This is a genomic window from Mesorhizobium sp. B2-3-5, assembly GCF_006442395.1.
GTDB lineage: Bacteria > Pseudomonadota > Alphaproteobacteria > Rhizobiales > Rhizobiaceae > Mesorhizobium.
In genome coordinates this window covers 60431-80745 of the sequence record NZ_VFVX01000010.1, presented here as the reverse complement: position 1 = coordinate 80745, position 20315 = coordinate 60431, and the positions used below count along the sequence as shown (strand labels likewise).

General features: G+C 65.6%; 18 protein-coding genes. 13 read left to right on the top strand and 5 right to left on the bottom strand.

What is annotated here, in order from left to right:
* Window positions 1-50: 50 nt before the first annotated feature.
* Both FJ958_RS14245 and FJ958_RS14240 read right to left on the bottom strand, forming a co-directional pair.
* Complete coding sequence (locus FJ958_RS14245) at window positions 51-1334, bottom strand: D-tagatose-bisphosphate aldolase, class II, non-catalytic subunit (RefSeq protein WP_140743579.1); 1284 nt, start codon at window positions 1332-1334, stop codon at window positions 51-53.
* Window positions 1331-2284 carry a sugar kinase gene (locus FJ958_RS14240; RefSeq protein ID WP_140743577.1) on the bottom strand — a complete coding sequence of 318 codons (954 nt, stop codon included), beginning with the start codon at window positions 2282-2284 and terminating at the stop codon, window positions 1331-1333. Before FJ958_RS14240 ends, FJ958_RS14245 begins: the two co-directional genes overlap by 4 nt.
* 262 nt (window positions 2285-2546) lie before the next feature.
* Here FJ958_RS14240 and FJ958_RS14235 point away from each other — a divergent pair, with 262 nt between their 5' ends.
* Window positions 2547-3581, top strand: a complete 1035-nt coding sequence (locus FJ958_RS14235; protein ID WP_140743575.1) for a LacI family DNA-binding transcriptional regulator — start codon at window positions 2547-2549, stop codon at window positions 3579-3581.
* Here the strand turns inward: FJ958_RS14235 and FJ958_RS14230 are convergent.
* Both FJ958_RS14230 and FJ958_RS14225 read right to left on the bottom strand, forming a co-directional pair.
* A complete protein-coding gene (locus tag FJ958_RS14230) occupies window positions 3569-4519 on the bottom strand; it encodes an alpha/beta hydrolase (protein ID WP_140743573.1) in 951 nt (316 codons plus the stop codon). The two genes, FJ958_RS14235 and FJ958_RS14230, sit on opposite strands and share 13 nt — an antisense overlap.
* Before the next feature lie 14 nt (window positions 4520-4533).
* On the bottom strand, window positions 4534-5685 hold the full coding sequence (locus tag FJ958_RS14225) for a Gfo/Idh/MocA family oxidoreductase (RefSeq protein WP_140743571.1): 1152 nt from the start codon (window positions 5683-5685) through the stop codon (window positions 4534-4536).
* A 173-nt stretch (window positions 5686-5858) separates the two neighbouring features.
* Here FJ958_RS14225 and FJ958_RS14220 point away from each other — a divergent pair, with 173 nt between their 5' ends.
* From FJ958_RS14220 to ugpC, 10 genes are read left to right on the top strand one after another with little or no spacing between them, the layout of a single operon-like run.
* Window positions 5859-7205, top strand: coding sequence for an ABC transporter substrate-binding protein (locus FJ958_RS14220; protein WP_140743569.1), 1347 nt, complete (start codon window positions 5859-5861; stop codon window positions 7203-7205).
* A 2-nt stretch (window positions 7206-7207) separates the two neighbouring features.
* Window positions 7208-8140 carry a sugar ABC transporter permease gene (locus FJ958_RS14215; RefSeq protein WP_140743567.1) on the top strand — a complete coding sequence of 311 codons (933 nt, stop codon included), beginning with the start codon at window positions 7208-7210 and terminating at the stop codon, window positions 8138-8140.
* Window positions 8137-8973: a carbohydrate ABC transporter permease gene (locus FJ958_RS14210; protein ID WP_140743565.1), complete on the top strand. Its 837-nt coding sequence runs from the start codon at window positions 8137-8139 to the stop codon at window positions 8971-8973. The genes FJ958_RS14215 and FJ958_RS14210 overlap by 4 nt, the downstream gene beginning before the upstream one ends.
* Window positions 8974-8978: 5 nt before the next feature.
* On the top strand, window positions 8979-9800 hold the full coding sequence (locus tag FJ958_RS14205) for a sugar phosphate isomerase/epimerase (RefSeq protein WP_140743563.1): 822 nt from the start codon (window positions 8979-8981) through the stop codon (window positions 9798-9800).
* Between the two features lie 11 nt (window positions 9801-9811).
* A complete protein-coding gene (locus FJ958_RS14200) occupies window positions 9812-10888 on the top strand; it encodes a Gfo/Idh/MocA family oxidoreductase (protein WP_140743561.1) in 1077 nt (358 codons plus the stop codon).
* Window positions 10888-11709, top strand: a complete 822-nt coding sequence (locus FJ958_RS14195) for a sugar phosphate isomerase/epimerase (RefSeq protein ID WP_140743559.1) — start codon at window positions 10888-10890, stop codon at window positions 11707-11709. The genes FJ958_RS14200 and FJ958_RS14195 overlap by 1 nt, the downstream gene beginning before the upstream one ends.
* A complete protein-coding gene (locus tag FJ958_RS14190; protein ID WP_140743557.1) occupies window positions 11706-12539 on the top strand; it encodes an alpha/beta hydrolase in 834 nt (277 codons plus the stop codon). Before FJ958_RS14195 ends, FJ958_RS14190 begins: the two co-directional genes overlap by 4 nt.
* Window positions 12536-13258 carry a ribulose-phosphate 3-epimerase gene (locus FJ958_RS14185; RefSeq protein ID WP_140743555.1) on the top strand — a complete coding sequence of 241 codons (723 nt, stop codon included), beginning with the start codon at window positions 12536-12538 and terminating at the stop codon, window positions 13256-13258. Before FJ958_RS14190 ends, FJ958_RS14185 begins: the two co-directional genes overlap by 4 nt.
* Entirely contained in the window at window positions 13255-14277 is a 1023-nt protein-coding gene (locus FJ958_RS14180) for an ROK family protein (RefSeq protein WP_140743553.1), read from the top strand. The genes FJ958_RS14185 and FJ958_RS14180 overlap by 4 nt, the downstream gene beginning before the upstream one ends.
* Window positions 14270-15370, top strand: a complete 1101-nt coding sequence (gene ugpC, locus FJ958_RS14175; RefSeq protein WP_140743551.1) for a sn-glycerol-3-phosphate ABC transporter ATP-binding protein UgpC — start codon at window positions 14270-14272, stop codon at window positions 15368-15370. The genes FJ958_RS14180 and ugpC overlap by 8 nt, the downstream gene beginning before the upstream one ends.
* Window positions 15371-15442: 72 nt before the next feature.
* Here ugpC and FJ958_RS14170 read toward each other — a convergent pair whose 3' ends face one another.
* Window positions 15443-16771 (bottom strand): dicarboxylate/amino acid:cation symporter, encoded by a 1329-nt coding sequence (locus FJ958_RS14170; protein ID WP_140743549.1) that lies wholly within the window; start codon window positions 16769-16771, stop codon window positions 15443-15445.
* 289 nt (window positions 16772-17060) lie between these two features.
* On the opposite strand from FJ958_RS14170, the gene FJ958_RS14165 reads away from it, so the two are divergent.
* The gene (locus tag FJ958_RS14165; RefSeq protein ID WP_246679594.1) at window positions 17061-18902 is read left to right on the top strand and encodes a sensor histidine kinase; all 1842 of its coding nucleotides are present in this window, start codon (window positions 17061-17063) and stop codon (window positions 18900-18902) included.
* On the top strand, window positions 18899-20290 hold the full coding sequence (locus FJ958_RS14160) for a sigma-54 dependent transcriptional regulator (protein ID WP_140743547.1): 1392 nt from the start codon (window positions 18899-18901) through the stop codon (window positions 20288-20290). Before FJ958_RS14165 ends, FJ958_RS14160 begins: the two co-directional genes overlap by 4 nt.
* Window positions 20291-20315: the final 25 nt, after the last annotated feature.

The following is a 20315-nucleotide window of genomic DNA, read 5'->3' as shown; positions in this document are numbered from 1 at the left end:
CCGCCGCACCACGGGGGCGCTGGTCATCGTGCCGAGACCGTAACTGCGGATCAGCTGGTTGCGCCGGCGTAGATGTCGAGGACTTCCGTCACGCTGGCGATCAGCAAATCCCGGGCTGTTGGCGCGACGGATCCGTTCGCCACCGCGCCGTCGAGACGGCTGAGATACTGGCTGATGAGAGGTAGGGGGATGTCGCGGTCGCCAAGCGCCTGCATCAATGCCTCCGTGGCCTGCTGGGCCTCCGGCGCCGGCCAGTAGTAGCGGATACGGTCGCTGTAGGAGAAATGGCGTTCGATCCGCTGCTCGGCCTCCGAGCCATGATAATAATTCTTCCAGTTGCCCGGCGAAGCCAGCATGACGCGCTCCATCGCCGCCGGCAGGGTTTCGCGCGCCGGGTCCGGAACCAGAATGTCGGCGATGTGGCTCAAGCCATAGAGCGCCTCGCGTAGCGCGAAGGTCAGCCACGGCCCGACCTTGAGGATGGCAAAGCCATCGTTGACCAGCGCGCTCAACGCCGCGGCCGGCTGGTAGTCGGTCGAATGCGCCTCGAAGACGAATTGCGGCAGGCCCTGCAAAGTGCTGGCCAGCGCCTTGGCGGCTTCCGGCCGGTAGGCGATCACCTCGGCATTGCCGAATTCGACGCCTGGCTGCACGACAACCCCGATCGCGCGCGAGAAGGCCTGGTCGAGGCCGTGCCTGCTGAAGGCTTCGCTGTGGATACGCACCGTCTCGCGTGCCGCCGGCGGCGTCGTCACCGCCAAATGGTCCATCGCTTCCAGGGCGCCACCCGGCACCGGCACCTCCGTGCCGATGACGTAGACAGGCCTGGTCCCGCCGGTTCTTCCAGTCGCGGCCTCGGCGACCTCGGCCAGTTCGGCGGCGCGCGCGGCAATGGTTGCGTCAGGTGGTGCCGCGCCTTCGCCGGCGCAGCCCATGCTGGCATCGAGATGGATCTTGGTGAAGCCGGCTTCGGCATAGGCATCGACCATGCGCGAAGCCTTCGCCATTGCCTCGGGCGCCGGCAGATGCTTCCAGGGATTGGGGCCGAGATGGTCGCCGCCGAGCACAAGCCTGTCCAGGGGAAAGGCCACCTTGCCGGCGATCGTCTCGACGAAGCGGCGGAAATCGGCGGGCGTCATGCCGGTGTAGCCGCCTTCATGGTTCACCTGGTTGCAGGTGGCCTCGATCAGCACGTCAGTGCCGCGCGCCTTGCCGTGGCGAAGTGCTGCCTCGATGACCAGCGGATGGGCCGAGCAGATCGAGGCGATGCCGCCGCGTTCGCCCGCCGCGCGACGGGCCGCGATGGCCGCCAGCCTGTCCGTCGCCTGGCTCATGCCGGCGCCCCGGTCCTGGCGGTCTTGAGGAATTCTTCGACAGCGGCGAGCGAAGCGATGCCCTCCATTGGCCCCTTCTTCGTTACCGCCAGCGCGCCGCAGCCATTGGCGATGCGCAGCGCTGTCTCGGGTGCCGCCTCGCGCAGCCAAAGGGAGACGAAGGCCGCCGCAAAACAGTCGCCGGCGCCGGTTGGATCGACTTCCTCGACGGCAAAGCCGGGCGATGCGGTGCGTCCGGCCTTGTCGTAGTGGACAGCGCCTTGCGCGCCCTTCTTGACGACGACGGTGGAGATGCCGCGATCCAGCATTTCGCGCGCGGCACTTTCTTCATCGGCTGCCTTGGCGAAGATGAACAGTTCCGGACCGCTCGGCAGGAAAACATCGGTCTTCGAGAGCACGAAGTGCAAGGCGTCGCGCATGCCCGGCAGATCGAGCATTTCCTTGCGGATGTTGGGGTCGAAGGAGACCGTGCCGCCACGCGCCTTGACTGTCTCGATCCCGGTATGCGCCACCTCGATCACCTCGGGCGAAAACAGTGAGGTGCCCATGACGTGGAAATGATCGGCGCCCGCCAGCAGCGCGCGCGCCTCGGAGCCGATCTCGATCAGGCCGGCGGCGCTCTGCTTGATGTTGTAGACGAAGTGCCGGCTGCCGTCCGCCTCATAGGTGACGAAGGCCGTGCCTGTCGCGGCACCTCGGTGGACCTTGATGGCCGAGACATCAGCCCCGTCCGTGCGCAGGCGCTCGATGTTCAAATGGCCGAAGTCGTCATCGCCAACGGCCGCGATAAGGCCCGCCGGCTGGCCGAGCCGCGCCGCCTGGTCGATGAAGATCGCCGGCGCACCGGATGGAAACGGACCCACCAGCAGGCCGGGAGCAAGGAAACTCTGGCCGATCCGCTCGGCCATGATCTCGACCAGGATCTCGCCGGCGCAAACCAGTTTCTTCATGTCCTCACCATTTGCCGGATGGTCGGCGCCCGGTTGCCGGGCGCCTTTTCCATGTCGTGCGGCCTCAAAACCTAAGTTGCAATTTTTAGAGCGTCAATAAATAATTTGACGCGCGAAATGATTTCCCATTGTATCGGGAAGCGTGAAAATTTGACTGAATAAGCTCGGTCAAGCATTGCTGCCCGTCGGCTACGGCCGCAAGACTGATTCTGGCCGGACTTGAGGCGGCTGGCGGGCGAAGACATAGGGGCTGGAAATATCGATGGCGGAGAAGACGCACCGCACGATGGACGACTTCGCCAGGGCGTCCGGCGTGTCACGGCCGACCCTGTCGAAATACTTCGACGATCCGGCGAGCGTGAAGGCGGCGACGCGGGCGCGCATCGAGGCGGCACTGCGTTCATCGGATTATCAGCCGAATGTTTTCGCGCGCAATCTCAACCGCAAGCGCACCCGCAATGTCGGCATCGTCGTGCCTGCCATCACCGATCCGTTCTATGCCGAGATGGTCAGCCGTATCGAACTGCGCTGCCGCGATGAAGGCTTCTGGCCGATCGTCATCTCCTCGCACGGTTCGCCGAAACTGGAGGCGGAATCGGTCAGGACGCTGATGTCGCTGAAGGTCGCCGGCGCCATCGTCGCACCATTGGGGTTGGTCTCCGAACCCGGCGTCTTCGAGCGGATGAGCGAGAACATTCCGATCGTCTATTTCGACACCTACATCGAAGGTGACACGCCTTTCGTCGGCAACGACAATCACCAGAGCACGTCGACCATCGTCGACTATCTCTGCCGGTCCGGCGAGCCGCCGGCCTATGTCGACATTCCGCACGTCAACCACAATTCGGACGAACGCCTACAGAGCTATATCGAGACGATGCAGACCGCCGGCCTGGAGCCCGTCGTTCTCAAGGCGGCGGGCGACTACAGCTGGGACTTCGAGCGCATCGGCCATGAATGGATGGACAGGACGCTCGACAAGGGCGGCCTGCCGGCCCGCACGCTGCTGTGCGCCAATGACCGTCTCGCCTTCGGTGTCATGTCGGCCGCCTTCTCGCGCGGCCTGAAGATCGGCCGGCGCCCCGATTGCGACTTCCGTGTCGCTGCCCACGACGATCATCCGCTGAGCCGCTACACCTGCCCGGCGCTGACCACCATGGCGCAGGATTTCGCCGCCATGGCCGGACGCAGCGTCGAGATCCTGCTGGCCTTGCTGGGTGAGACCGATTCCCCCGGACAGGATCTGGCACGCAACGTCAAGCTAGGCGCGACCTTGGTGATGCGTCAGTCGGCCTGAACGCGCGTCTGGAGCTGGAGCCAGGCCGCCGCCTCGCTCACCGCTTGCCGTGCGCCCAGTATATTGCGGCCCATCGAGACGAAGCCGTGGATTTGGCCGGGCCAGTGCCGCAGCACCGTTGGCACGCCGTCGGCGCGCAGGCGCTCGGCATAGGCCGTGCCTTCGTCGGCAAGGATGTCATGGCCGGCGATCATGACAAATGCCGGTGCCGCGCCGGCAAGGCTCGAGGCCAGCAGCGGCGAGACGCGCCAGTCCGTGATGTCGTCAGGCGTTCGCACATAGTGGTCGCGGAACCAGGCCATGGTGGCGGCGGTAAGTCCGAAGCCGTCACGGAAGCGCCGATAGCTGTCCGCCGTCTGGCGTGCATCGGTGTTGGGATAGATCAGGATCTGAGCGGCAAGCGGCGGCGCCAGCCCGTCCCGGGCGAGCAACGCAAGAACGGCGGCAAGGTTGCCGCCGGCGCTGTCGCCGGCAACGGCGATGCGGGCCGGGTCGATGCCGAGCTTTCCGGCGTTTTCCGCCATGAAGCGGAGCGCTGCCGCGCAATCCTCGAGCCCTGCCGGGAATTTGTGTTCTGGCGCCAGCCGATAATCTGGGCAGACGATGACAGCGTTGCCCAGATTGGCCAGCCAGCGGCAGATCTCGTCATGCGAATCGAGATTGCCGATGACCCAGCCGCCGCCGTGCAGATAGAGCACGGCGTGCGCGCCGGTCCGCGGCGCGCCTATGCCGCGATGGATGCGGATGGTGACCGGGCCGTTCGGCCCGTCGATCTGCCGTTGCGCGGTCGCCGCGACCGGTTCGTGCTCGCCTTGCTGCGTCGGAAACGAAGCGTTGTAGGCGGCCCGTGCCGCCGCCACGCTGCCGCTCTCGAACGGCTCGCCGCCGGCAGCATTACCGATTTCGAGGGCACGCAAAGCATCGGGGTCGAGCACCATCGCCATCTCCGCCGTCACTGGGCGAGCAGGCTGCTTGCTTCGTCCTCGGTCAGCAACGCTGGCTGGACGAAGTAGCCGGCAATGGCGACCGAGTTTTTCGTTTCGCCCGAACGCAGGATCGCTTCCATGATCTCCAGCACGTGCAGTGCCAGATTGCCGGAAGCGCGGGGTGTGACACCTGTCCGCAGCGAGCGCACCAGATCGGCAACGCCAAGCATGCGATAGTTGGCGCGGTCGGGCGCGGCATAAGGCCAGTTGCGGGCGCCGTAGAGTTCGCCCTCGCTGGCGAAATCCTTCCAGTCCGCACCGCGTTCCGACAGCGACACCGTGCCGCCGAACGTATCGGGATCGGGCAGTCGCAGCGAGCCCTCGGTGCCATGCAACTCGATCGGATGGTTCGAATGCCTGAAGACATCCCATGAAGCGCCGAAGGTTACTGACACGCCGGAGCGGAACTCGAGCAGCGACAGCACATTGGTCGGCGTGCCGACCTTGAACGAGGTGTTCCTGAACGGTCCCTCGGCGGTGATCAGTCTTTCCTCCTGGCCCCGAGTCGCCATCGCCATGACGCGCGCGACAGGGCCGAGCAAATTGACCAGCATGGTCAGATAATACGGGCCCATGTCGAAGACCGGGCCGCCGCCCGGCTGATAGTAGAATTGCGGGTTGGGGTGCCAGTGCTCCATACCGCGCCCCATCATGAAGGCGGTGCCGGTGACGGGACGGCCGATGGCGCCTTCATCCATCAGGCGCCGCGCCCGGCGCCCGGCGGCGCCGAGGAAGGTGTCGGGAGCCGAGCCGAGCAGCAGGCCGCGCCTGGCCGCCTCCGCCACCAGCCGGCGTCCGTCGCTGGCCGAGGTCGCCAGCGGCTTTTCGGTGAAGACGTGCTTGCCGGCCGAAAGTGCCGAGAACGAAATGTCGAAATGTGCCGCCGGAATGGTCAGGTTGAGGACAAGATCGATCTCGGGGTCGGCCAGCAGCGCATCGACGCCGAGTGCCTGGATGCCATATTCCTTGGCCCGCAACGCCGCCATCTCGGCGGAGATATCGGCGCAGGCCCGCAGCTCGATGCCACCGAAGAGCGCGGCATTGCGGAGGTAAGTCATCGAGATGTTGCCACATCCGATGACGCCGATTCCAAGCTTGTCCTTTGATTTCCCCTGCATGTTCGATCGTCCTCCCGGTTTGGTCACGGTCTGCGGGATCCGTTGCGCGGGCAATGGATCAGTTTCGGAAAAGCGCTATACAGTATTTTAAATATTGACGCGCGTAAAATTTTTATACACCATGCGAAAACGCTGGCGCAACATCGGGAGGCTGCCAGCCTTAGGAGGAGAAGATGACAGACATGAAAAAACGGCCGACCGCCGGTACTAAGCCTGTAGGTCACGTGACGATCGCCGATCGCCGCCAGTTTCTCATCGGTTCCGCCGGCCTGCTTGGCGCGGCGGCATTCGGGGCAGGGACGTCCCTTGGCCTCGGCCGTGCTCGCGCCCAGTCGCGTGCCGAAATCAGCTTCGCGAGTGCGGCTTTCTTCGGCAAGGAGACCTTCGGCGACCTGATCAAGGCCTTCAACGAATCGCAGGACCGCATCCTGGTCAAGAACATAGCGCTGCCGCCGCCGAGCTCCTCGACCGAGGTCTACCAGGGTCTGGTGCAGCAGCTGGCCCGCCGCAACGGCACGCCCGACGTGTTCAGCCAGGACGTGATCTGGATCGCCGGCTTCGCCGCCGCCGGCTGGGCGCTGCCGCTGGACGAGTATTTCCCGGCCGACAAGCGCAGTGCCTACTTCAACGGAACCCTCAATGCCTGTACCTATGGCGGCAAGCTCACGGCCCTTCCCTGGTTCATGGATTCGGGCATGTTCTACTACCGCAAGGACGTGCTGGAAAAGCATGGCGGCAAGGTGCCGGAAACCTGGGCCGACATGGCGACAATCGCCGCCGCCGCCCAGAAGGCTGGTGACATCGATTTCGGCTATCTCTGGCAGGGCAAGCAGGCCGAGGTTCTGGTCTGCGACGCGGTCGAGATCGTCACCTCCAACAATGGCGCCATCCTAGCTCCCGACGGCAAGTCGTCGCTGATCAACCAGAAAGGCGCGGTCGAGGCGATCCAGTTCCTGCACGACACCATCGCAACCACCAAGATCAGCCCGCAGGACGTGCTGTCCTGGGACGAGGAACCATCGCGCCAGCCCTTCACCTCGGGCAAGGCGATGTTCATGCGCAACTGGTCCTATGTCTGGCCGATCGCGCAGGACGCCAAGACCTCACAGGTGGTCGACAAGGTTGGCGTCGCGCCGCTGCCGTCATTCCCCGGTGGCAAGAGCTCGGCCTGCCTCGGCGGCTACCAGCTCGGCGTCAATGCCAACTCCAAGCAGCGCGAAGCCGCGATCGAGCTCTTGACCTGGTTGTCGTCGACCGAGACGCAGCACCGCATCGCGCTCAACTTCGGGCTCGCGCCGACGCGACCGGCGCTGTTCCAGGACGAGCAGATCAAGAAGGAACAGCCTTTCATGGCGAGCCTGGAGAAAGTATTCACCGGCGCCACGGCGCGGCCGATCACGCCGCAATACGCCAAGGTGACGCTGGCCCTGCAGTCCGGCATCTCCAAGGCGCTGGTTTCAGGCAAGGTGCAGGCCGAGATGGACGCGCTCGCCGACCAGATCAACAAGATCGTCGCCTGACAATGACCGCGGCCGCCACTGTTTCCAGTGTTCGCCGGCCGCGGCGGCTCGGCAGGGCGCTTCCCGGCGCCTTCTGGGGCCTCATCCTGCTGACGCCGGCCTTCGTGTCGCTGGCGTCGGTTTCCTTTTACCCGATCGTCAACGGGCTCTATCTTTCGCTCACCAACACCTCGCTGATCACGCAGGATCAGGATTTCACCGGCCTTTCCAACTATGTGCAGCTCTGGGGGGACCCGCAGTTCTGGAACGCCTGGTGGCATACGATGTGGTTCACTGCCGCCTCGACTGTGCTGGAGACGGTGATCGGATTCGGCATGGCGCTCATCCTGTGCGAGGCGTTCAAGGGGCGCGGGCTCGTCCGCGCGGCCATGCTGGTTCCCTGGGCAATGCCCACCGTTGTTACCTCGAAGATGTTCGGCTGGCTGTTCGATGGCCAGAACGGCATCATCAACTACATCCTCCTGCATGCCGGCCTGATTGACCAGAACGTGAACTGGTATGGCTCGCCCGACACGGCGATGATCACCATCATCATCGCCGACGTCTGGAAGACGACGCCGTTCATGGCCCTGCTGTTGCTGACCGGCCTGCAGACCGTGCCCAATTCGCTGATCGAGGCGGCGCGCATGGACGGCGCCAAGGGCTGGATCACGTTCTGGCATATCCGCCTGCCGCTCTTGATGCCGACCTTGCTGATCGCCGGACTGTTCCGCGCGCTCGACGCCTTCCGCGTCTTCGACCTCGTCTATGTGCTGACCGGCGGCGGCCCGGCCGATTCGACCGAGACGCTGTCGACGCTGTCCTACAAGGTGCTGTTCTCGACGCTGCAGTTTGGCTACGGCTCGGCCGTGTCGACGGCGATGTTCATCACCGAGGGCCTCATCGCGCTGGTCTTCGTCGTCTATCTCGTCCGCCAGATCAGGAGGGCGCAATGAACGAGACGCGCTCGCCGCTGCAGAGCTTCGTGATCTATGCCGGCGCCCTGCTGATCCTGGTCTGGTCGGGCGGCCCGTTCATCTGGCAGTTCTCGACCTCGTTCCAGCTCGACAAGATGCTGACATCGGGCTCGCCGTCGCTGATCCCGCATCCCTTCACGCTGGAACACTATTACAACGCTTTCGTCGAGAAGCAGCTTCACCGCTATGTGTGGAACTCGCTGGTGGTTTCGCTGGCGACGACGTTCCTGTGCCTGTTCGTCGGCTCGCTGGCCGCCTTCGCGCTGTCGCGGCTCAACATCAAGGGCCGCTTCGGCATCCTGATGGTCATCCTGTCTGTGTCGATGTTCCCGCAGATCGCGCTGGTCGGGCCGCTCTATCTCGTCGCCACCAATCTCGGCCTGCTCGATACCTACACGGCGCTGATCATCACCTATCTGGCACTTGGCCTGCCGCTCGTCACCTGGGTGCTGTTCGGCTATTTCGAGACGCTGCCGCGCGAGATCGACGAGGCCGCGCGCATGGACGGCGTCAGCGTCCCCGGCCTGCTCTGGCGCGTCATCCTGCCGATGTCGCTGCCGAGCCTGGTGACCACCGGCCTGCTTGCCTTCATCACCGCGTGGAATGAATTCTTGTTCGCGCTCGCCTTCACCTCCAACATCGACCGGCAGACGATACCGGTCGGCATCGCCAACTTCACCAACCTCTATTACGTCCCCTGGGGCGATATCGCCGCGGCCTCCGCCGTGGTGACGGTGCCCCTGATCCTTCTGGTGCTGTTCTTCCAGCGCCACATCATCGAAGGCTTGACCCAGGGCGGCGTCAAGGAATGAACGACATGACGAAGACGAAGCTCAAGGTCGGCTGCCAGACCTTCACCTGGGAAATGCTTGGCAAGGCCTGGACCGGCGGTCCCGATGATCTGTTGAAGGCGATCGCCGATGGCGGTTATGCCGGCATCGAGATCACCGACACCATGATCGGCCGCTACGCCGACCGGCCGTTGGAGTTCGCCGCCGCGCTGAAATCGTCCGGCCTGACGCTCGTCTCCTTCGCCTTCGGTTCGAAGAGCGGCTTCACGCTCGAGGATCAGATCGGCGCCGACCTCGACGCCGCCAAGCGCTGGATCGACTTCGCCGCCGCCTTCTCCGGCGCGCTGGTCTCGATGGGGTCGGCGACCGTCGTTTCCGACGGGCCACGCGACGACAAGTTCGCGATCGCCGCGGAGGTTTACAACAGGGCCGGCGAGCTCGGCCGCAAGGCCGGTGTCGAGGTCGCGGTGCATCCGAGCTCGCACCACAACACGCTGCTGTTCGACCGCGCCGACTACGACAGGATCTTTGCCTTGCTCGACCCCGATCTGGTCGGCTGGGTGCCGGATACCGGCCACATTCTGCGCGGCCACAAGGACATGGCCGATACGCTGCGCACCTATCGCGACCGCATCCGCTACATCCATCTGAAGGACGTCGACGCCAACGGCACCTGGGCGATGCTGGGCGAGGGTGTGTGCAATACGCCTGAAGTCATCGAGATCGCCGGCACCGCGCCACGCTTCGATGGCTGGCTGGTGCTGGAAGAGGAATCCGACGCGGCCGCCGCCGATCCCGCCGGCGCGGTCAAGACCAACCGCCAGACAATGCGCAGCTACGGCGCCTGAAGAACGAAACGATGATCAGGAAACAAGACAGACGGCTCAGGGTCGGCGTGCTCGGCTGCGGTCCCATCGCGCAGTTCGCGCACCTGGAATCCTGCGTGAAGGCTGGGAATGCCGACCTTTACGCCATCTGCGACGCGGCGCCCGATCTGCTCGCCCGCATGGGCGCCACCTACGAGCCGCGGAAGATGTATTCCGACTACGACGCCATGCTCGCCGATCCCGAGTTGGAGGCGGTGATCGTCGCGACCTCGGATGCTTATCACGTGCCGATGTCGATCAAGGCGCTCGACGCCGGCAAGCATGTTCTGTGCGAAAAGCCGATAGGCACCTCGGTGGAGGAAGGCGAGGCTCTGGCGGCTGCGGTGAAGCGTTCGGGCAAGGTGCTGCAGGTCGGCCACATGAAGCGCTTCGACCCGGCGCTGGAGGCGGCGCGCGACTTCGTTCGCGATGAGATGGGAGAGGTGCTGGCGCTGAAGGCCTGGTACTGCGATTCCACCCATCGCTACACCAACACCGATGCCGTGCAGCCGCTGCCAGTGACCAGCAAGCTGGCGCGCAAGCCGGCGGGCAACCCCAAGGCTGATCTCAGGCAATATTTCATGCTGGCGCACGGCTCGCATCTCGTCGACACGGCGCGCTTCCTCTGCGGCGAGATCACCGCCGTGCGCGCCCGGCTCAACGAGCGCTTCGGCGCTTACTGCTGGTTTGTCGAGACCGAATTCGCCAGCGGCGCGCTCGGCCATCTCGATCTTACCGTCGCCGTGCGCATGGACTGGCACGAAGGCTTCCAGCTCTATGGCGAGAACGGCTCGGTGATCGCCAAGACGTTCAACCCTTGGTACTTCCGCGCCAGCGAGGTCGATATCTTCCATGAGAAGGATGCGACCTCGCGCAAACCGCTTGGCGCCGACGGCCATTTCTTCCGCCGCCAGTTGGAAGGCCTTGCCGATACGGTGCTCATCGGCGCGCCGATGCGCGGCGCCAATGTCGAGGACGGCATCGCGTCGATCCGCGCCATGGTGGCGATTGCCCGTTCTGTCGAGACCGGCGAGCGGGTTGAATTCGCCTCGGTTTCGGGTGCGGTCTGATGCGCCTCGGCATCTTCGCCAAGACTTTCTCGGGCACCGACCCGGCCGCTGTGCTGGCCGCGGTGAGGCAGGCCGGATACGAGACGACGCAGTTCAATCTCGCTTGCACCGGCTTGCCGTCTATGCCCGATGCGGTGCTGGCCGATGCCGTCGCGGCCATTGGTTCTGCTGCGCGATCGTCAGGCGTCTCGCTGGCAGCGCTGTCGGGCACCTACAACATGGCGCATCCCGACAAGTCCGTGCGCGACGACGGTCTTCGTCGCCTCGCTGTTGTCATCGAGACGGCAGCGACCCTCGGCATCCCGCTGGTGACGCTTTGCACCGGCTCGCGTAATGCCGCCGACCAATGGGCGTTTCATCCCGACAATACGACGCCGGCTGCATGGTCGGACATGGCCACCGAGATGGCGAAGGCACTGGCGCTGGCGGAAGCCGCCGGCGTCGATCTCGGTATCGAGCCCGAGCAGGCCAACATTGTCACCTCGGCCGGGGAGGCGACGCGCCTGATCGCCGACATGGGTTCGAGGCGTCTGAAGATCGTGCTCGATCCGGCGAACCTGTTCGAACATGCGACGTCGGACGAGGCGCGCGCCATCGTCGCCGCCGCGATCGAGGAAGCCGCCGGCCACATCGCCATGGCGCACGCCAAGGACCGGCATGGTGACGGCCGCTTCGCCACGGCAGGGCAAGGCATCGTCGACTTCCCCGATTTCGTCGCGCGGTTGAAGGACGTGGGTTTCGAGGGCGCACTCGTCACCCATGGACTGTCGGCCGACGAGGCTCCCGGCGTCGCCGCCTTCCTGCGGGAACTGTTCCGATGAGTGCCGCGCCGACGACCATGCTTCGCGACGATGCCGCACTTCGTGTCTTCGACACGGAGCAGGGCAGGCTTCCCGTCGTCTTCCAGCATGGTCTCGGCGGTGATGCCGCCCAGGTGGCGCAGAATTTCCCCGACCACGTGTCGCGCCGTCGGCTGACTGTCGAATGCCGCGCGCAGGGTGGTTCCAGAGCCGGCAGCAAGCGTCCTTTTTCGATCGCGATGTTCACCGACGATGTGCAGGCCGCCGCAGATGCCGCAGGGCTCGATCGTTTCGTTGCAGGCGGCATTTCGATGGGCGCGGCGATCGCGCTGCGGCTCGCCGCCCGCCATCCGGACCGCGTGCTTGGCCTGGTGCTCGTGCGCCCCGCCTGGGTTTTCGACGCGGCGCCGCCAAACATGCGTCCTTACGTCGAAGTGGCGGAACTCATCCGCAGCCGCCCGTTGGACGATGCGCGGGAAGCCTTCGCCTCTTCCGAAACGGCAGCCCGCTTCCGCAGCGGAGCACCGGACAATCTGGCCTCGCTGCTCGGCTTCTTCGCCCGTGAAAACGCGGCCGTCTTCGCCGAGGTGATGCAGGCAGTCGCGAATGACGAACCTGGCGTAGTGCGGGCCGAAGCCGCCGGCCTGGCAATACCCACGCTGGTCATCGGCAGTGGCATCGATCTGGTCCATCCCCTGGCGGTCGCCCGCGAGCTCGCCGGGACCATCCCCGATGCTGCCTTTGCCGAAGTGACGCCGAAGGCCACCGACAAGGATCGCCATTTCGCCGAAATCCGGGCCGCGATCGGCGGCTTTCTCGACCGAAATTTCAACAACCAGGACCAGTCATGACCTCGAAACCTCTTTCAGGCCCGGCCGCCATCGCCGCATTGCCGCGCGATCGCCTGATCGCCGAGTTCTCGCTCTGGTCGGCCAATCTCGCCAATTTCGAGAGCGACATCAGGCGCATCGAGCCCTATGTCGATCTGCATCATATCGATGTCGCGGACGGCCATTTCGCGCCGTCCTTCCTGTTCTTTCCCGATCTCGTTGCCCGCATCGCGGCGCTGACGGCCAAGCCCATCCACGTCCATCTGATGGTCGATGCTGATATCGTCGAAGCACAGACGCGCCAGTTCATCGAGGCCGGCGCCGACATGATCAGTGTCCATGCCGAAAATGGCGAGGCGGGCCTGCGCGCCGTGCGGCTGGCACGTAAACTCGGTGCCGAGGCCGGCGTCGTGCTGAGGCTGGAGACGCCGGTCGAGGCGGTGACGCCTTTCGTCTCCGAGGTCGCCTTCGTCACGCTTCTCGGAACCGCCATCGGCGTCAAGGGCCAGAGCCTGTCGGACAAGGCCTGCCACAGGCTGGGCGCGGCTCGCACCATCTTGAGGAAAGCTGGACGCGAACGGGATGTGGTTCTGGCGGCGGATGGCGGCATCCGCCACGAGACCGTGCCCTTGCTGCGTGCCGCCGGCGCCGAGACCGTGGTCCTGGGTTCGCTCGCCTTCGGCGACAAGGATCTGGCCGGCCGCATCGGCTGGCTGCATGGCCTGAAGGTCGCGGCATGAGCACCGAAGCCGCTCTCGCGATCGATCTTGGCGGCACCGAACTTCGTGCCGCTCTGGTCGACCGTGACGGCAAGATCCTGGCCTTCGCGGTGGTGCCGACGCAGGCACAGGCCGGCCCCGACGTGGTGATCGGCCAGATCGAGGCGCTGGCCGCGACCGTTCATGCCGAGGCGCCGGGCCTCGCCATTGTCGGCGTCGGCGTCGGCGCGCCGGGGCCGCTCGATCCGCTGGCCGGCATCGCGGTCGGACCGCCGACGCTCGCCGGCTGGCAGGACGTGCCGCTGGCCGACATCCTCGAGCGGCGGCTCGGCCTGCCGGTGCGGCTGGAGAACGACGCCAACGCGGCGGCACTTGGCGAATGGCGCTTCGGCGCCGGCCATGGCGCGCACTCGCTGGTCTTCGTCACCGTATCGACCGGCATCGGCGGCGGTGTCGTCGCCGACGGGCGCATCCTGCATGGCCGCCGCGGGTTGGCCGCCGAGATCGGCCATATGACCATCACCAATGAAGGGGAACGCTGCGTGTGCGGCGTTGTCGGCTGCTTCGAGGCCATCGCCTCCGGCACCGCGCTTGGCCGCCGTGCCAATGCCGCCACATCGGCCTTCGACGGATCGATTTTGCGCCGTCTCTCGGCCAATGCCGAAGTCACCGGCCGCCACGTGGTCGAGGCAGCGCGCCTGCAGGACGACCTCGCTCTGGCCCTGCTCGAGGAGGAGGCGCGCTGGCTGGGCGTCGGCTTCACCAACCTCCTGCATCTCTATTCGCCCGACGTGCTGGTCGTCGGCGGCGGCATCGCCAATGGTCTCGACCTCATGCATCCCGTGATCGAGGCTACCATCCGCCAGCGCGCAATGCGCGCCTATCGCGACGTGCCGGTGGTCCAGGCCCAGCTCGGCCGCCATGCCGGCCTGGTCGGCGCCGCCAGCCTGGTGCTGTTCGATGATTTGGGTGCGCTGGCTGCCCGCATGCCTGCCGGTCCAAGCGCCTATCCGGAGACGAGGAGGGACTTCAATGGCTGAGCTCAAGCTGCGCGGCCTGCGCAAGTCCTATGGCAATGCCGAGGTGATCAAGGGCGTCGACCTCGATGTCGGCGACCGCGAGTTCGTCGTCTTCGTCGGCCCGTCCGGCTGCGGGAAGTCGACGCTGCTGCGCATGATCGCCGGGCTGGAGAAGATCACCGCTGGCGAGCTCATGCTCGATGGCGCGCGCATCAACGAGGTCGATCCCTCGGAGCGCGGCCTTGCCATGGTGTTCCAGTCCTACGCGCTCTACCCGCATATGACGGTCGCGGAAAACATGGGCTTCGCGCTGAAGATCGCCGGCCTGCCGGTGGCGGAGCGCGATGCCAAGGTCAAGGCCGCGGCCGAGGTGCTGCAGCTGTCGCATCTGCTGGACCGGCGGCCGAAGGAACTGTCGGGCGGCCAGCGCCAGCGCGTCGCCATCGGCCGCGCCATCGTGCGCCAGCCCAAGGTCTTCCTTTTCGACGAACCGCTGTCGAACCTGGATGCCGCCCTGCGCGTCAACATGCGCCTCGAACTGATGCAGCTGCATGAGCGGCTCGCCGCCACAATCGTCTACGTCACCCACGACCAGACCGAGGCGATGACCATGGCCGACAAGATCGTGGTCCTAAACGGTGGGACAATCGAGCAGGTCGGCACTCCGCTCGATCTCTACAACCGTCCGGCGAATGTCTTCGTCGCCGGCTTCATCGGCTCACCGAAGATGAACATGCTCCCGGTGCGGGTTTTGTCCGCGAGCGGAGACGGCGTTGCCGTTGCGCTGCCGGGCGGGTCAAGCCTGGTCGTGCCGGTCGAGGCCGGAACGAATGCGCCAAATGCCGAGCTGCTGCTTGGAATCCGGCCGGAGCATATCCGTATCGCGGACGCCGGCCAGTTCAAGGGCGAGGCCGTGCTGGCCGAACGGCTTGGCGGCCTGACTATCCTGCATGCCGACATTGGCGAGAAGGCAAGGCTTGTCATCCAGACTGAAGGCACCGACACCACTCCGCTGCACAGTCCCATCGCGATGCAGGTCGATCCGTCCCATTGCCATCTCTTCGCCGCCGATGGCAAGGCGCTGGCGCCAATCGGCAAAGCCCGTGCCGACTGACATCGTCAGCGCATGAAAAATGGCCGGAGGCAGCAATGCCTCGGCCATTTCATTGCCATGTTGCCGCCCCGATCACTCGGCGGGAACGATATCCGCCGGCAGGCTGTCGTCGGCTGTTCCTGCCAATGCACTCGCAAGCTTCGCCTCGTCGAGCTCGCCTTCCCAGCGCGCGACGACCAGCGTGGCCACCGCATTGCCGACGAAGTTGGTCAGCGCCCGGCACTCCGACATGAAACGGTCGACGCCGAGGATCAGCGCCATGCCGGCGACCGGTACCGAGGGGACGACAGAAAGCGTCGCGGCAAGGGTAATGAAGCCGGCGCCGGTGATGCCGGCAGCGCCCTTCGAGGACAGCATCGCCACCAGAAGCAGCAGGATCTGGTCGCCGAAGGACAAATGGATGTTCGTTGCCTGCGCGATGAACAGCGCCGCCAGCGTCATGTAGATGTTGGTGCCGTCGAGGTTGAAGGAATAGCCGGTCGGGATGACCAGTCCGACCACCGAGCGCTTGGCGCCGGCCTTTTCCATCTTCTCCATCAGCGAGGGGAGGGCTGCTTCCGACGAGGACGTGCCCAGCACCAGCAGCAGCTCTTCCTTGATGTAGCGGATGAGCGACAGGATGGAGAAGCCGTTATAGCGGCAGACCGCGCCCAGCACGACGAACACGAAAAGGAATGACGTCGCGTAGAAGGTGCCGACCAGCATGGCGAGATTGATGACCGAGCCGATGCCGTATTTGCCGATGGTGAAGGCCATGGCGCCGAAAGCACCGATGGGGGCGGCCTTCATCAGCACGCTGACCAGCTTGAACATCGGCGCCATCAGCGCCTGCAGGAAATTGAGTACCGGCGCGCCCCTGTCACCGACCAGCGCCAGCGCAATGCCGAACAGCACCGAGAAGAACAGCACCTGCAGGATATCGCCATCGGCGAAAGCGCCGACGATCGTGCCCGGAATGATGTTCATCAGGAAGCCGGTGACCGACTGGTCATGCGCCTTGGCGGCGTAGGTGTTGACGGTGGAGGCGTCGAGCGTCGCCGGGTCGATGTTGAAGCCGGCGCCCGGCTGCACGACATTGGCCACGACAAGGCCGATGATCAGCGCCAGCGTCGAGAAGGTGAGGAAGTAGAGCATCGCCTTGCCGGCGACGCGGCCGACCTTCTGCAGGTCGCTCATGCCGGCGATGCCGGTCGCAACCGTCAGGAAGATGACCGGGGCGATGATCATCTTGACCAGCTTGATGAAGGCGTCGCCGAGCGGCTTCATGCTCTCGCCGATCGACGGATAGTAGTGGCCGAGCAGGATGCCGACGGTGATCGCCACCAGCACCTGCACGTAGAGTTGGGCATAGAGGGGCTTGCGCTGCGCGGCAGGCGCGGCCGATTGGTCTGCGATGTGCATCGAACTCTCCCTAGCCGGATGGGCAGCAAATGCACCGCCCTGCGTGACTTCTCCCATCGCGGCGTTCCGGTCGCCCGCCGCTAACCAGGACTTTTGCAAGCGGCGTGCCAGATCGCGGAAAGACCGGAATCCCGGGGTTCCGGGCGTTGTTCAGCGTCCTTCGGCTGCCGCATGTGCGGATTTCCGCACATGCGGCATTTGCCTGGGCGGAATTTCGCATTAGAGTGCCTGCAAGGCCGCGAGAAAAGGGAGAGGGCAGACGCCGCAAGCAGGGACCGATAGCGGCTCCGTGGGATTTGCCAGCCGCGGGTTGCTGCGCGAGGCGGTTGCCCGGCTGCGCGATGGCCGCTGGTTTGTCGCCGTCGTTGCCCTTGCGATCCTTGCGGGCGCGATCGCCATTGCCGGACGCATCGCCGCCGGCCAGGCGGCCAATGATCTGCGCGACGGCGCGCTGGCCGCCATGCCGCTGGCGGCGGGAACCCTGACCGGCGAAATCGAAAAACAGCGCCTGGTGCCACTGGTGCTGGCGCGCGACGACGCGGTGCGCGATGCGTTGCGCCGGGCCGGAAAAACGGAAGAGACCGCGCTCAATGAAAAGCTGAAAGCCATTGCCGGCGATGCCTCGGCGTCCGCCATCTACGTCATCGATACGGCCGGCATCGCGATCGCCGCCAGCAATGCCGGCGAACCGACCAGCTTTGTCGGCATCGACTACAATTTTCGTCACTATTTCCAGGAGGCGATGGCGAAGGGCGCGGCCAGCCAGTACGGCCTCGGCACAATCAGCGGCCGGCCGGGGCTCTACCTTGCCGGCCGCGTCGACGATGGCGGCAAGCCACTTGGCGTCGCGGTGCTGAAGGTCGAACTCGACGGCGTGGAGGCCAATTGGCGGTCCAGCAGGTTCCTGGTTTTCGTCACCGACGAACGTGGCGTCGTGCTGGCCACCAGCCAGCCCGAATGGCGGTTTCATGCGCTGGCGCCGCTCTCCACCGAAGACGCCGCCGCTGCTCATGCGCAGCTGCAACTGCCCGATGCCGCCTTCGAACCGTTGCCGATACGGCGCGGCGCTGGTGACGGCCTGGCGACGATCGACGGCCCCGGCAAGCCGCGCCAGTTCGTCGAGGTGGTGCAGAACCTGCCCGGTGCGGTTCCCGGCTGGCGCCTCTGGCTGCTGACGCCTGCCGACGCCGCACTTTCCTCCGCCGTCAACACGGCGCGCCTGACGACGCTGCTGGGGCTGCTTCTGACGGGCTTGCTTGCCTACGTGCTCACCCGCCGCCGTCGCACGCGCCGGCTGCGGCAGGAAGCGCTGGCGCGTATGAACGCTGAACTCGAAAGCCGCGTCTCCACGCGAACGGCCGAGTTGACGCGCTCCAACACGGCCCTTGCCGGCGAAATCGCCGAGCGTGAGAGCGCCGAAGCCAAGGTGCGCAGGCTGCGTGACGATCTCGCCCAGGCCAACCGGCTTTCCATCCTCGGTCAGATCGCCGCCAGCGTCGCGCATGAGATCAACCAGCCGGTCGCCGCGATCCGCACCTATGCCGAAAATGCCGGCCGCTTCCTCGACAGCGGCAAGACCGAGCCGGCGAGCGGCAATCTGACCTCGATCGTTTCGATGACCGAGCGCATCGGCGCGATCACCGGCACCTTGCGCACCTTCGCCCGCCGGCCGGGCACCGCTGCCTCGCCGCTGCCGGTGCGCGAGGCGATCGACGGGGCACTGTCGCTGCTATCCGGCCGCATACGCGATTCCGGTGTCACCATCGTCAAGCCGCGTGGCAACGCGTCGCCGATGGTGATGGCAAGCCGCATCCGGCTGGAGCAGATCCTGGTCAACCTGCTGCAGAACGCACTGGACGCGATGAAGGACCAACCCGACCCCCGCATCGAGATCGAGCTCGCCGAGCAGGACGACAGGGTTCTGATCTCGGTGCGCGACAACGGTCCAGGTCTCGGGCCGGAGGCGGCCGCCAATCTGTTCATGCCGTTCCAGACCACCAAAGAGAAGGGGCTTGGGCTCGGACTGGTGATCTCGCAGGAGATCGCCCAGGAACTGGGCGGCACGCTGCGGCTCGACCCCGGCAGCGCGGCGGGCGCGTCCTTCACCATCGATTTGAGGCGGATTGAATGACCGAGGGATCAGGGCTGGTGGCGCTCGTCGAAGACGATGCCGACCTGCTGCATGCCACCATGCAATTGCTCGAACTTGCCGGCTTCACGGTGGTCGCCCTTGACGCCGCCGAGGCGGCACTCGGCGTCGTCGACAGGGATTTCGACGGTGTGGTCGTCAGCGACATCCGCATGCCCGGGATGAACGGGTTGCAGATGTTCGACCGCATCAAGGCGATCGACCCTGACATACCCGTGATCCTGGTCACCGGACATGGCGATGTCGATCTTGCGGTGGCCGCACTCAAGGATGGCGTCTATGATTTCATTCCAAAACCCTATGCGGGAGATCGCCTCGTCGAGGCACTGAGGCGGGCGAGCGAGAAGCGGCGGCTGGTGATGGAGAACCGGCGGCTGCGCGAGGCCGCGGCGCTCGCCGCCGACGGCCTGCCGCTGATCGGCGAAGCGCCCGCCATCCGGCGCCTTCGCGAGACCTTGCGCCAGATCGCCGACATGGATGTCGACGTGCTGGTGGAAGGGGAGACCGGAACCGGCAAGGAGGTGGTGGCGGACCTCTTGCACAGATGGGGCCGGCGGCGCGTCAAGCCTTTCGTGGCGCTGAATTGCGGCGCGCTGCCCGAGACAGTCATCGAAAGCGAGCTGTTCGGCCATGAGGCCGGCGCGTTCACCGGCGCGCAGCGGCGGCGGATCGGCAGCATCGAGCATTCCAGCGGTGGCACGCTGTTTCTCGACGAGATCGAATCCATGCCGCCGGCCCTGCAGGTCAAGCTGCTGCGGGTGCTGGAGACGCGCAGCCTCACCCCGCTCGGCTCCAACGAGACCCGGCGCCTCGATCTCAGGGTCGTCGCGGCGACCAAGGTCGATCTCGGCCGGCCCGACCAGCGTGGCGATTTCCGCGAGGACCTTTATTTCCGTCTTAACGTGGTGATGCTGCGCATCCCGCCGCTGCGCGAGCGGCGCGGCGACATCCCGATGCTGTTTGGGCATTTCCTGGGCAAGGCAGCGGAGCGCTTCGGCCGCCCCGTCCCAGCGGTGAACGCGGCGGTGAGCGATCATCTCCAGTCGCATACATGGCCGGGCAATGTGCGGGAGCTCGCGCATTTCGCTGACCGTGTCGCGCTTGGCCTCGGGCCTGACGACGAGGCAAGCGCAGCACCCGCGCGGTTGCCGCAACCCTCGGCGGCACTGCCCGAGCGGGTCGGTCAATACGAGGCACAGCTCATCCGCGATGCGCTGCGCGACCATGGCGGTGACGTGCGCGGCGCCATCGACGCGCTCGGCGTGCCGCGCAAGACGTTCTACGACAAGCTCAAACGCTACGGCATTGCCGCTGCCGATTTTCGCAATGGCGGCGATCCGGACGCTCAATCTGTCCGAGAGCGGATATAGATATTGCGCGAGGGCATTGCGCTTC